Origin of the sequence: Streptomyces sp. NPDC049597 (assembly GCF_040675505.1) — a bacterium.
Lineage (GTDB): Bacteria > Actinomycetota > Actinomycetes > Streptomycetales > Streptomycetaceae > Streptomyces.
Genome location: NZ_JBFAOY010000011.1, coordinates 205,988 through 218,563 on the forward strand (window position 1 = coordinate 205,988; position 12,576 = coordinate 218,563).

10 protein-coding genes and 1 pseudogene are annotated in these 12,576 nt (G+C 71.8%); 6 read left to right on the top strand and 5 right to left on the bottom strand.

The window, feature by feature from the left end:
• The first annotated feature begins 96 nt into the window (after positions 1–96).
• A complete protein-coding gene (locus AB0K02_RS15695) occupies positions 97–1,530 on the top strand; it encodes an MFS transporter (RefSeq protein WP_365992964.1) in 1,434 nt (477 codons plus the stop codon).
• Positions 1,527–2,600, top strand: a complete 1,074-nt coding sequence (locus tag AB0K02_RS15700; protein WP_365992965.1) for an acyl-CoA dehydrogenase family protein — start codon at positions 1,527–1,529, stop codon at positions 2,598–2,600. Before AB0K02_RS15695 ends, AB0K02_RS15700 begins: the two co-directional genes overlap by 4 nt.
• 386 nt (positions 2,601–2,986) lie before the next feature.
• Here the strand turns inward: AB0K02_RS15700 and AB0K02_RS15705 are convergent, their stop codons facing one another.
• Both AB0K02_RS15705 and hsaD read right to left on the bottom strand, forming a co-directional pair.
• The gene (locus tag AB0K02_RS15705; protein ID WP_365992966.1) at positions 2,987–3,508 is read right to left on the bottom strand and encodes a flavin reductase family protein; all 522 of its coding nucleotides are present in this window, start codon (positions 3,506–3,508) and stop codon (positions 2,987–2,989) included.
• A 24-nt stretch (positions 3,509–3,532) separates the two neighbouring features.
• On the bottom strand, positions 3,533–4,393 hold the full coding sequence (hsaD, locus tag AB0K02_RS15710) for a 4,5:9,10-diseco-3-hydroxy-5,9,17-trioxoandrosta-1(10),2-diene-4-oate hydrolase (RefSeq protein ID WP_365992967.1): 861 nt from the start codon (positions 4,391–4,393) through the stop codon (positions 3,533–3,535).
• 500 nt (positions 4,394–4,893) lie between these two features.
• Between hsaD and AB0K02_RS15715 the strand changes: the two are divergent.
• Positions 4,894–6,000: pseudogene (locus tag AB0K02_RS15715) on the top strand (AMP-binding protein); the annotation flags it as partial.
• Between the two features lie 494 nt (positions 6,001–6,494).
• Here AB0K02_RS15715 and AB0K02_RS15720 read toward each other — a convergent pair.
• Entirely contained in the window at positions 6,495–7,259 is a 765-nt protein-coding gene (locus tag AB0K02_RS15720) for a glucose 1-dehydrogenase (RefSeq protein ID WP_365992985.1), read from the bottom strand.
• A 198-nt stretch (positions 7,260–7,457) separates the two neighbouring features.
• Between AB0K02_RS15720 and AB0K02_RS15725 the strand changes: the two genes are divergently transcribed.
• Positions 7,458–8,195 carry a glucose 1-dehydrogenase gene (locus AB0K02_RS15725; protein ID WP_365992968.1) on the top strand — a complete coding sequence of 246 codons (738 nt, stop codon included), beginning with the start codon at positions 7,458–7,460 and terminating at the stop codon, positions 8,193–8,195.
• A gap of 199 nt (positions 8,196–8,394) precedes the next feature.
• Complete coding sequence (locus AB0K02_RS15730; protein WP_365992969.1) at positions 8,395–10,068, top strand: hypothetical protein; 1,674 nt, start codon at positions 8,395–8,397, stop codon at positions 10,066–10,068.
• Between the two features lie 103 nt (positions 10,069–10,171).
• Here the strand turns inward: AB0K02_RS15730 and AB0K02_RS15735 are convergent, their stop codons facing one another.
• Complete coding sequence (locus tag AB0K02_RS15735; protein ID WP_365992970.1) at positions 10,172–10,921, bottom strand: TioE family transcriptional regulator; 750 nt, start codon at positions 10,919–10,921, stop codon at positions 10,172–10,174.
• Between the two features lie 58 nt (positions 10,922–10,979).
• Between AB0K02_RS15735 and AB0K02_RS15740 the strand changes: the two genes are divergently transcribed.
• Complete coding sequence (locus AB0K02_RS15740) at positions 10,980–12,197, top strand: erythromycin esterase family protein (protein ID WP_365992971.1); 1,218 nt, start codon at positions 10,980–10,982, stop codon at positions 12,195–12,197.
• A gap of 136 nt (positions 12,198–12,333) precedes the next feature.
• Here the strand turns inward: AB0K02_RS15740 and AB0K02_RS15745 are convergent.
• The coding region (locus AB0K02_RS15745; protein ID WP_365992972.1) for an acyl-CoA dehydrogenase family protein at positions 12,334–12,576 on the bottom strand (243 nt) is incomplete at its 5' end.

Genomic DNA, 12,576 nt, shown 5'->3' on the forward strand with positions numbered 1-12,576 from the left:
GGATCACCCGGCCGGGAGAGCGAGCTGTCCGGCGCCCACAAGACGGGTCACCGCTCGCACATATCCGCCATGTCCCCAGCGCACCCTGGAGTCTGCATGCCCACCGCACCGACCCCGCACAGACCCGAGAGACCCGAGAGCGCTGAGGGACCGGACACGGTCGCGGATCCCGCTCTGCTGCGCAAGGTGGCTCTGTCCAGCCTGCTCGGCACGGTCATCGAGTACTACGACTTCCTGCTCTACGGCACGATGGCCGCGATCGCGTTCGGCCGGCTGTTCTTCCCCGCGTCCGATCCGGCGGTCGGCACGATCGCCGCGTTCGGCACGCTGGCCGCCGGCTATGTCGCGCGTCCCGTCGGCGGCGCCCTCTTCGGGCACTTCGGCGACCGGCTCGGCCGCAAGTCCATGCTCGTCCTGACGATGGTCCTCATGGGCGCGGCGAGCTTCCTGATCGGCGTGCTGCCGACGTACGGGACGATAGGCATCGCGGCGCCTGTCCTGCTGGTCCTGTTCCGCGTCGTCCAGGGCATCGCCATAGGCGGTGAGTGGGCCGGTGCCACGCTGATGGTCGTCGAACACGCCGACGCCCGGCGGCGCGGTCTGTGGAGCGGCGTGATGCAGATGGGGTCGCCGCTCGGATTCCTGCTGTCGACCCTCGCCGTCACCGCGACCGCACTGCTGCCCCCGGACCAGTTCCTGGCCTGGGGCTGGCGCATCCCGTTCCTGTTCAGCGCGCTGCTGCTCGGCATCGGCCTGTATGTGCGCATCAGCATCACGGAGAGCCCTCTGTTCCAGCAGGCGGCGCGCTCGCGGGGCTCCGACACGGCCGCGACGCGTATCCCGTTGGCGCAGGTGCTGAGCGAGCCCGGGACTCTCGTCCGCGCGTGCGCCGTCGGTATCGGTCCCTTCGCCCTGACGGCGCTGATCAGCACCTTCATGCTCACCTACGCCACGTCCATCGGGTACACGACCGCCGATGTGATGACCGGTCTCCTCTTCACCGCGGTCACCGGACTGGTCGGGATCCCGCTCTTCTCCGCGCTCTCCGACCGAGTCGGGCGTCGGGCGGTCATGCTCGGCGGCGCCGTGGGCATCATGCTGCTCGCCGTACCCGTCTACGCGCTGGTCGACTCAAAGTCCACCGCCCTGCTGATCCTCGGCATGGTCCTCGGCCAGGTGGTGCAGTCCGCGATGTACGCGCCGCTGGGGCCGCTGCTGTCCGAGATGTTCGGCACCCGGGTCCGCTACACGGGTGCTTCCCTGGGCTACCAGCTGGCCGCCCTGACAGGCGGCGGGTTCACGCCGCTGCTGGCCGGCAGCCTGCTCTCCGCCTCGGGCGGTGTGTCCAGCACTCCCCTCGTGGCGGTGGCCGTTCTGTGCGGGCTGGTGACGGCGCTGGCCGTCTGGCGGACGGCCGAGACCCGCGGCCGGGATCTGGCGGACGACTCCGACCCGGCAAGGACGGCCGGGCCATGGCGAGGACACCACGGGACGCAGGGCGGAGCGGCACGGAAGGGAGCCGCCAGATGAGGCCGACGGAAGAACAGAAGGAACTGCGGTCCGCCGTGCGGGCATCGCTCACCCGGCACGAGGGTGCGGCGGCCTGGCGGCCGTTGAGCGAGCAGATCGGCGTCACCGGACTCGCCGTCCCCCAGGAGTACGGCGGTGCGGGCGGCGGAGCGCGTGAAGTCCACGTCGTGATGGAGGAGTTGGGCCGGAGCCTGAGCCCCGTCCCCTATCTCGGCTCCGCGGTGCTCGCGGTGCAGGCGCTGGTCGTCTCCGGGGACGCCAGGGCATGCGCGCACCTGCTTCCGGGGCTCGCCGAGGGCCGGACGGTGGGGGCCCTGGCGTGGGCCGAACGCGGGTCGTGGGACCCGGCGGCTGTCCGGTGCGACGCCGTCCGCGGCCCGGGTGGCACCTGGCGGCTCACCGGGACCAAGGAGTTCGTGCTGCACGGGACCGAGGCCGATGTCCTGCTCGTGGCTGCCCGGACGGGGGCCGGGGTCTGCCTCTTCCAGGTGCCCCTCGACGGCCCGGGTGTGCGCCGTGACGCGACGGTCGCCATGGACCAGACCCGGGCGCAGGCGCGCATCGTGCTCGACGGGGCCGAGGGCCGGCTCATCGGCACGGAGGGCGACGGCGGCCGGGTCCTGCGGCACGTCCTGGACCTGGCCTGCACGGCGCTCGCCGCCGAGCAGGTCGGCGCGGCCGAACGCTGCCTGGAACTCACGGTCGCCTACGCCAAGGAGCGCATCCAGTTCGGCCGGCCTATCGGCTCCTTCCAGGCGATCAAGCACCGGCTCGCGGACGCGTACGTGCTGGTGGAGTCGGCGCGCTCGGCCGCGCTCGGCGCGGCCTGCGCGGCCGCCGCCGGCTCACCGGAGCTGACACGCTGCGCGGCCGTCGCCAAATCCGCCTGCTCGGAGGCCTTTTCGGCGGTGGCGGGCGAGACCATCCAACTGCACGGCGGCATCGGTATCACCTGGGAGCACGATGCCCACCGCTACTTCAAGCGCGCACACGGCTCGGCCCAGCTGTTCGGCTCACCGGCCTGGCACCGGGGGCGGCTCGCCATGGAGCTGGGGCTGACCGCGGCCTGACCCGGACGGGACCCGACCAGAAGGGATCTGGGACAAGGGCACGGGCACTCCCCCTGGCGGGCGGGGCCCGTGCCCTCCTTCCACCGGGGGTACCGATCCTCCAGCGGCCCGAACACCCCCGACGGCGGAGGGACGTCGGTCATCAGAAGACCAGGCACTCGGTGCGCCCGGGGTGATCCACCCCCCGACCGGCAGGACCAGCGCGACGACCCCGACAAGGCCAAGGGCCGGTCGGGGTGGCTGCGGAGCGGTGCACGTTCCCGCTCCCTGTCCTCCACGTCGGCCGGCTCGCGCCGGCCAGGTCGCACTCGGTGGCATCGCAGCGCGCCGCGTCGCACCCAGAGATCACTCGGGTCAGGAATGCTCCCCGTCGGCTGTGCCCGTCGTCATCGGAAGATTCCCCTCGCGAAGTCGCTGCGGAAGTACACGAGCGGGGTGCCGTCCTCGCGTGCGGTCAGCTCCAGGACGCGGGCGATGACGACGTAGTGGTCGCCGGCCTCGACGACGTTCTGGACGGCGCAGTCGATGTGGGCGAGTGCCCCGTCGATGCGCACCGCGCCGTTTCGGGACACCGACCACCCCACTCCGGCGAACTTGTCGCCGCCTTTGCGGCCGAGGGCCGCACAGACGTCCTTCTGGTCGTTCGCGAGGACCGAGATGCCGAACCGGCCGGCCGCCTCGACCTTGGGCCAGCTGGACGACGTACGTCCGACGCAGACCAGGACCAGCGGCGGGTCGAGGGAGAGTGAGGCGAACGACTGGCAGGCGAGGCCCACCGGTGTGCCGTCCTCGTCGACCGAGGCGACGACCGTGATGCCGGAGGCGAACCGTCCCAGGACATCGCGGAAGTGGTCCGCGTCGATGCGTTCGAAGGTGTCCGGGCGGCGTTCTCCGGAAGACCGCTGCATCAGCCGTTCCATGCGCCTGGCCCTTCAGTGGGTGAAGAAGTCGACGGCGAGCCGGTTGAACTCGTCGAACTTCTCGGACTGGGCCCAGTGGCCGCAGTGCGGGAAGACGTGCAGCCGGGCGTCCGGGATCGTCTTCAGGGCGAGGAACGCGCCGTCGAGCGGGTTCACCCGGTCCTCTCGGCCCCAGGTGAGCAGCACCGGCTGGGTGAGGCGGTGGGCCTCGCGCCACAGCATGGTGCGTTCAGCCCAGGCTGTGTTGCGGAAAGCGGCGCCCATGCGAGCCGCGCCCAGGCGGGCCGCGGGGTCGGTGGCCTGCGCGTAGCGCTCCTCCAGGAAGTCGTCGGTGACGAGGGAGGTGTCGTACGCGAGGGCGGTGAGGAAGGTGCGCATCTGCTCGCGGGTGGGCTCCGGGGAGGAGTTGAACGCGAAGAGGTGCTTGATGCCCTCGGTCGGGTCGGGCGCGAAGAGGTTGACGGAGATCCCGCCGGGACCCATGAGCAGCAGCCTGCTCGCCTTGGCCGGGTGGTCGAGCGCCAGCCTGGTCGAGGTGCCGCCGCCGAGGGAGTTGCCGATGAACCCGGCCTTCTCGATGCCCAGTTCGTCCATGAGGGCGGCGACGGCGTTCGCGCTGTACGTGAAGTAGTCGGTGTCCGGCTCGGGCTTGTCGGACGCACCGAAGCAGGGCTGGTCGACGAGGAGGGTGCGCAGGCCGGCCTCTGCGAAGGGGGCGAGGTTCCGGCCGAAGTTGGACCAGGCGGAGGCGCCGGGGCCGCCGCCGTGCAGCATGATGACGACGGGGCCGTCCTCGGGACCCGCCTCGTGGTAGTGGAGGGTGAGGCCGCCCGCCTTGGCGGTGCGGGACGTGGAGTCGTGGTCGTACGTCACAGCATCGTGTCCTGTGTCTCGAGGCGGTGTGCGAGCCGGGTGTGAGGGGCGGCGTGCGCTGCCGGAGGGACACCCGTGGGGCTGCTCGGCGGGATGGCATGAACGTACGGCGGGGGCGGGCGGCGAAGAAGGGTGTGTTCCCGCTGAGCGGGAAGCGGTCGCGGAGGCGGCCGTGAACAGGCTGCGGGACCCGGTCCGGGGAACCCCGTCCTCCGGCTTCCGGCCACTCGGGTGGGCGCGGCGCGGCCGGTTCAGCGGCTCGGCTGCTCCCGCTGCCGTCCGGCTCGACCGCGGGACGCGGGGCGTGGCCGGTTCAGCGGCTCGGCTGCTCCCGCTGCGGTCCGGCTCGACCGCGGGAGGCGGGGCGCGGTGCGGACGGAATCCCGCTGACCGGGAACTGCCCCCTGCGCCGCACCGCCTCTGCCTGCCAGTCTCCCACCGGCTGTAGTTCCGTGCCCGCGCCCCGAGGGGCGGGGGCGGCAGGGAGGACGTGACGGATCATGAGCGGCGCGAAGACCGTCGCCCGGCTCGCGGACTGGGCGGCGCAGACGTACGGGGCAGAGGAGGCCCTCGTCTTCGGCGAGGACCGCTGGACGTTCGCCGAGTTGCGTGACCGGGTCGCGCGGGTGGCGCGGGCCGTGATCGCGGCGGGCGTGCGCCCCGGCGACTCGGTCGCCGTGTGGGCGCCCAACAGCGCGCGGTGGGTGGTGGCCGCGCTGGGAGCGGTGGCGGCGGGCGCGGTACTGGTCCCGCTGAACACCCGCTACAAGGCGGCCGAGGCCGCCGACATCCTGCGCCGCTCCCTCACTCGTCTCCTGTTCACCGAGCACGACTTCCTGGGCACGGACTACCGGTCGCTGCTCGCGGACTCGGGAGAGGAACTCCCGCTGCTGGAACGGACGGTGACCCTTCACTCTCCGGAGTGGTCCCGGTTCCTGTCGGGCGCGGACCGGGTGACCGAGGAGGAGCGGCTCACCCGCACCGCCGCCGTCCGTCCCACCGACACCGCCGACATCCTCTTCACCTCCGGCACCACCGGCCGCCCCAAGGGCGTCCCCGCCACCCACGGGCAGAACCTGCGCGTCTACGACGCCTGGGCCCGCGCGGTCACCCTCCGGCACGGCGACCGCTACCTCCTGGTGAACCCGTTCTTCCACACCTTCGGCTACAAGGCCGGCGTCATCGCCTGCCTGCTGCACGGGGCCACGATCGTCCCGGAGCAGGTCTTCGACGCGCAGGCCGTCCTCGGCCGGATCCAGGACGAGCGGATCTCCGTGCTGACCGGCGCCCCCACGGTCTTCACCTCGCTCATCCGCCATCCCGAGCGCGAGGCGTACGACCTGACCTCCATGCGGACCGCGGTCACCGGTGCGGCGAACATCCCCACCGAACTCATCGAGCAGATACGCGATTTCGTCGGCGCGCGGAACATCAGCACCGCGTACGGACTGACCGAGTCGACGGGTGTGGTCACGATCTGCCGACCGCACGAGTCCCCGCAGACCCTGGCCCGTACATCCGGAACCGCCCTGGAGGGCACGGAGCTGCGCATCGACGCACCACCCGGGGAACCCGGCGAGATCCTCACCCGCGGTTACCACGTGATGCACGGCTATCTCGACGACCCCGAGGCCACCGCCGATGCCGTCGACGCGGACGGCTGGCTGCACACCGGGGACGTCGGCGTACTGGACGCGCGCGGGTTCCTGCGGATCACGGACCGGCTGAAGGACATGTTCGTGGTCGGCGGTTTCAACGTGTACCCGGCGGAGGTGGAGCGGGTGCTGCGCGGCCATCCGGCCGTCGTGGACGCGGCGGTCGTGGGCGCGCCCGACGGGCGTCTCGGGCAGGACGAAGCCGCCGCCGTGGCAGTACAGGACCACCGGGGCGTCCTCGTGCACCGCCTGGTCGTAGACGCGTACGGGCACGCCGTCGGCGTCCTCGTCCCGGACGCGGGCGACGGGGAGCGGGGAGACGGGGAGCCTCGGGCGGGCGGCGAAGAAGGCGCGTACCTCGGCGACGTCAGTCATCTCCATTCCGAGCGGTGGGAAGTTGGCCGCGGCCAGGTCGATGACTGCCCGGACCTCGGCGGCGGGCCGGGTCACGCGTCCGCTCCCCTCTGGGGGAAGACCGGCATCCGTCCGGCCGACGCCCCTCCGTCCACGGCGAGTTCGGCACCGGACAGGTACGACGAGTCGTCGGAGGCGAGGAACGCGACGAGGCGGGCGACCTCCTCGGGCTCCCCCACCCGTCCGAGCGGCGCGGCCGGGTGCTCCTTCGTCCCCAGGTGGGCGGTCATCGCCGTGGCGATGGCCCCGGGGTGGACGGAGTTGACCCGGATGCCGTCCGCGCCGAGCTCCAGCGCGGCCGTCTTGGTGAGGCCGCGCAGCCCCCACTTCGCGGCCCCGTACGCGCCGTGTCCCCACATGCCCTGCAGTCCGGCCTGTGAGGAGATGTTGACGACGGATCCGCCGCCGTTCGCTCTCATCGCCCCGGCGACGGCGCGGATGCCGAGGAACGGGCCGATCAGGTCGACCCGGAGAACCGCCTCCAGGCGGCCCGGGTCCTCCTCGACGATGGGCGAGGTGGTGTAGATCGCGGCGTTGTTGACGAGTACGTCGAGCCGGCCGAAGCCTTCCACGGCGGCGGCCACGGCGGCCTCCCACGCCTTCTCGTCGGTCACGTCGTGCCGTATGAAACGGGCGGCGGAGCCGAGGGCAGCGGCCGTCGCCTCGCCCTGTGCCTCGAGGACGTCGGTGAGGACGACCTTCGCCCCGAGGGCGGCGAGCAGGCGGGCCTCGGCCGCGCCCATGCCGCGTGCCGCGCCGGTGACGAGCGCGACCTTTCCTGTCAGATCGACGGACATCAGCGGTACTCCCGGTTGCGGTTGTGTGGAACGCGCCTCGTGTCGCGCCGACACAGGGTGCCCGTCGAGCCTGCCCGCACCAGGCACCGTGGCGGCAGCGCCCTTTCCCGGTGAGTGGGAAGCTCCTCGTGCCGCCGAGCCGTAACCGCTGCGACCATCGCTGCCACCTGCAGGCACCGACGTACGGGAGGTTCCCCCATGAGCGGACGGGCGGACGGCACAGTGGTCCTCGTGACGGGCGGGGCGCGCGGCCTGGGGGCCGCGCACGCGCGCCGACTGGTCGCGGAGGGGGCGAAAGTGGTGATCGGCGATGTCCTCGTGGAGGAGGGCGAGGCACTCGCCGAGGAACTGGGCGCACAGAACGCCCTGTTCGTGGAACTGGACGTCACCCACGAGGAGTCGTGGAAGGCGGCCGTCGCACGCGCGGAAGAGGTGTGCGGCAAGGTCACGGGCCTGGTGAACAACGCGGGCGTGGTCCACCGCTGCCCCGTCGAGGAGCTGACCGAGGCCGACTACCGGCGGGTGATCGACGTCAACGAGATCGGCGTCTTCCTCGGCATGAAGGCCGTGCTGCCGTCGATGCGGGCGGCCGGCGGCGGCTCGATCGTCAACATCTCCTCGATGTGCGGGATCGTCGCGTTCCCGAACATCCTCAGCTACACGGCCTCCAAGTGGGCGGTGCGCGGCATGACGAAGGCTGCGGCACTGGAGTTCGCCCCGTACAACATCCGCGTCAACTCCGTGCACCCCGGAGTCGTGGCCACCGAGATGACGGCGGATTCGGATCGCTCGCACGAGGCGGTGAAGCGCCAGCCGATCCAGCGGGAGGCCCAGCCCGTCGAGATCGCGAACATGGTGCTGTACCTGCTGTCGGACGAGGCGAGCTACTCGACGGGCTCGGAGTTCGTGGTGGACGGGGGATACGCCAGCCAGTGAGCGGGTGAGCGGCGCGCCTGGGGGAAGACACGCGCGCTTTTCCGGTTCGGACGAGATCGTTTCCACCCTCGCAGCCGGTTTCCCCGGAGCCTTTCACCACGTTGGGAGAGTGCGTGCCGGCTGCGGCGCGTCCACATGTCCGGCCGGGCCGAGCGGCTCGTCGGCGTCCCCTGGCCGACCGTACCTTCAGGAGAGACGGATGGACTACTACGACCTCGGCACCCACTCCCGACCCGTGACGACGTCCTCCCCGTCCGCCCAGATGTGGTTCGACCGCGGGCTGGTCTGGGCCTACGCCTTCCACCACGAGGAAGCCGTCTCGTGCTTCGAGGCGGCCGCCGCGGCCGATCCGGACTGCGCGATGGCCTACTGGGGCATCGCCTACGCCCTCGGTCCGAACTACAACAAGCCCTGGGAGTTCTTCGAGGGCGAGGAGCTCGCCCGGACCGTGGCGCGTGCCCACGCGGCCGTCGAACGCGCCCACGAGAAGGCGGCCGGTGCCACTCCCGTGGAGCAGGCCCTGATCCGAGCGCTGCGGCACCGGTATCCGCAGGCGGAAGCGGTCGAGGACTGCTCGGTGTGGAACGGGCCCTACGCCGACAGCATGCGCGCTGTACACGCGCTCGCAGCCGACGACCTCGATGTCGCCGTGCTCCATGCCGACGCGCAGATGAACCTCACGCCCTGGCAGCTGTGGGACCTGCGCACGGGCCTGCCCGCCGAAGGCGCCCGCACGCTGGAGGCCAAGGCGGTCCTCGAGCGGGCGATCGGCACCGGTGCCGGGGCGAAGCACCCCGGTCTCCTGCACATGTACATCCACCTCATGGAGATGTCCCCCACCCCCGAGGCCGCACTGCCCGTCGCGGACCGGCTCCGCGGCCTCGTGCCCGACGCCGGCCATCTGCAGCACATGCCCACACACCTCGACGTGCTCTGCGGCGACTACCGGCGTGTGGTGTCGGACAACACCAGCGCGATCGCCGCCGACGAGAAGTACCGCGCGCGGGCCGGCTCGATGAACTTCTACACCCTGTACCGATCGCACAACTACCACTTCAAGATCTACGGTGCGATGTTCCTCGGCCGGTCTGCGACCGCCCTGGAGACCGCCGCACAACTCGAAGCGTCCATCCCCGAGGACCTGCTGAGGGTGCAGAGTCCGCCCATGGCCGACTGGCTGGAGAGCTTCCTCGCCATGCGGGTGCACGTGCTCATCCGCTTCGGCCGCTGGTCCGACATCCTCGACATGCCTCTGCCCGCCGACCCGCGGCTGTACTGCGTGACCACCGCGATGCTCCACTACGCCCGCGGCGTCGCCTGGTCCGCCACCGGACGGATCCCCGAGGCGGAAGCCGAACGCGAACTGTTCCGTGAGGCCGTGTCCCGGGTACCCGGGACGCGCATGCTGTTCAACAACACCTGTACCGACATTCTCGCGATCGCGTCGGCGATGCTCGACGGCGAACTGGAGTACCGCAAGGGGAACCACGACGCCGCCTTCGCCGCGCTGGAGCGGTCGATCGCACTCGACGACAGCCTTCCCTACGACGAGCCGTGGGGATGGATGCAGCCCACCCGGCACGCGTACGGCGCCCTGCTCCTCGAACGGGGACGCGTCGAGGAGGCGGAAGCCGTCTACCGGGCCGACCTGGGCCTCGACGACACGCTGCCGCGTGCCCTGCAGCACCCCGGCAACGTATGGTCGCTGCACGGGTTCCACGAGTGTCTCGTGCGCCTGGGCAGATCAGGAGAGGCGCGGATCGTGGCACAGCAGTTGAAGCTCGCGTCCGCCATGGCGGACGTACCGGTCAACGCCTCCTGCTTCTGCCGCCTCGAAGCCGTCGCGGGCACGGCGGAAGGCGGCTGTTGCTGAGGATCCGCGCACGTGAGAGTACGAGGAGGGCACGCCGCCCAGGCCCGTATCCGGGAGCGGTGAACGGACCCGACGCGCGAGTCTTCGGCCTGCGTCCGACGTCTCACCCGCGCTCGCGGAGGTACGCCTCCAACTCCGCGGCCCCGGTCAGCATCGCCCGCCCGCGGGCGGACAGCCGACCGCGCCAGTCGCGCAGTGCGGTCTCCAGCGGCTCCAGCCCGCCGGCCGCCCTCACCTGGGCGATCAGCGGGGCGATCTGCTCCAGCAGGTAGCCGCCCCGCCTGAGTTGGTGGGCCAGCCGGACGTCCCGTACGTCTGCCTCGTCGTAGACGCGGTAGCCGGTCCGCGGGTCGCGGCGTGGGCGCACCAGCCCGGCACGCTCCCATGTGCGCAGCGTCGCGGGCCGGATTCCGAGCTTGCCCGCCAGCGGCCCGATGAACGTGCCGCCGGGCCCGTGCACCGCGGCCGGCTCGGACGCCGTCGTGGGTTCGGACACGGTGGTGCGTTCCAGGCCGCGGAGGGTGCTCTCCACGGCCTGGAGGGTCCGGCGGTCGTCGAGGAGTTGGGCGTGGCTCTCGTCGATGAGGCGGAACGCCTCATCGGCCGCGCCCTCGTTCACCGCCCGCATGATCGACCTCGCCGTCTGGTGGCCATGGCCGGGCACCAGGGCGAGAAACGCGCGCAGGGCACCCGCGTGCAGCGAGGTGTAGGTGCGGTAGCCGTGCGGTGTGCGACCGGCGGCCGGAAGGATGCCGGCCTCCTCGTAGTTCCTGATCGCCTGCGTGGACAGACCGTGCCCGCGCGCCAGATCAACCGGCCTGAGCCGCCTGCCGTGTTGAAGGTTCTGCCCCATGATCCTGCCGATATCGCGGAAAAGTTTCCAACGAAAGTTCAACGATACCGTTGAGGGCATGGCTACTGACATCAAGGACATGGCCCATGCCCTCGACGCCTCCGCCGTCATGGGGCTGCTCCCGGCCCGGCCGCGGCTGCTCGCCCTGGGCGAGCCCACCCACGGCGAGGACACTCTGCTCGACCTGCGCAACGGGCTCTTCCGGCAGCTCGTCGAGCAGGAGGGCTACCGGACGATCGCGATCGAGAGCGACTGCATGAGGGGCCTGGTGGTGGACGAACACGTCACCTCGGGCACGGGCTCCCTCGACGAGGTCATGGAGCACGGATTCAGCCACGGCTGGGGCGCCTTCGCGGCCAACCGCGAGCTCGTGCGCTGGATGCGCGCCTACAACGTCCGCGCCGACAACGACGGCCGGCCCGCGTCGGAGCGGCTCCGCTTCGCCGGCTTCGACGGCCCGCTGGAGATCAGCGGTGCCGAGAGCCCCCGGCAGGCGCTCACCGCGCTCCACGGCTACCTCGCGCCCCGGGTGGACGCGGACATGCTGCCCTGCACCGCGGAAACACTCGACCGCCTGCTCGGCTCCGACGACCGGTGGACCGATCCCGCCGCGATGACGGACCCGTCCCAGTCCGTGGGGCAGTCGGCCGAGGCCGGCGAGTTGCGGGTGCTCGCCGACGATCTGGGGGCGCTGCTCGACGCGCAGGCGCCGCACCTGCTGGCCGCTGCCTCGCGGGACGCGCTGGACCGGGCGCGCCTGTACGGGCGCACCGCGACCGGGCTGCTGCGCTACCACCACTGGATGGCCGACGGCTCACCGGCCCGCATGACCCGGCTGGTGGGCGTGCGGGACCAGATGATGGCCCACAACCTCCTGGCCGTCGCCGCTCGGGGCCCGGCACTCGTCCACGCCCACAACTCCCATCTCCAGCGGGAGAAGAGCACGATGCGGATGGGCGGGACGCCCCTGGAGTGGTGGAGCGCCGGTGCGCTGGTGAGCGCCCGACTCGGCGACGAGTACGGCTTCGTGGCCACGGCCCTCGGTACGATCCGGCACCGGGGAGTGGACACACCGCCGCCGGACACCCTCGAAGGACTCCTGTACGCGCTCCCGGAGGACCGCTGCCTCATCGACGCCCCGCGTCTGGCCACCGCCCTCGCCGGCACGCGCCCCGCGCCCCGCGTATCCCCCTGGTTCGGCTACGCCCCGCTCGACCCGGCCCACCTGGCGGACAGCGACGGGATCGCGTTCGTCAAGGACGTCCCGCAGAGCTGAGCGGGGCCCGCCGCCGACGAGCCGGCAGGAGACGCGGGCCTGGCCGACAGCTCCAGCAGGCGGCGCGCGCCCCCGCGCCGGACGCCGAACGCGATGGAAGAGCGGGGGCCGAGTCGCGGGAGTGAGTCCGGCTCGTTCACGGCAGGTTGCGCGCCATGACGATGCGCTGGACCTGGTTGGTGCCCTCGTAGATCTGCGTGATCTTGGCGTCGCGCATCATGCGCTCGACCGGGTAGTCACGGGTGTAGCCGTAGCCGCCGAGCAGCTGGACCGCGTCCGTGGTGACCTCCATCGCCACGTCGGAGGCGAAGCACTTCGCCGCCGCGCCCTGGAAGGTCAGGTCGCCGTCGCCGCGCTCGGACTTGGCGGCCGCCGCGTA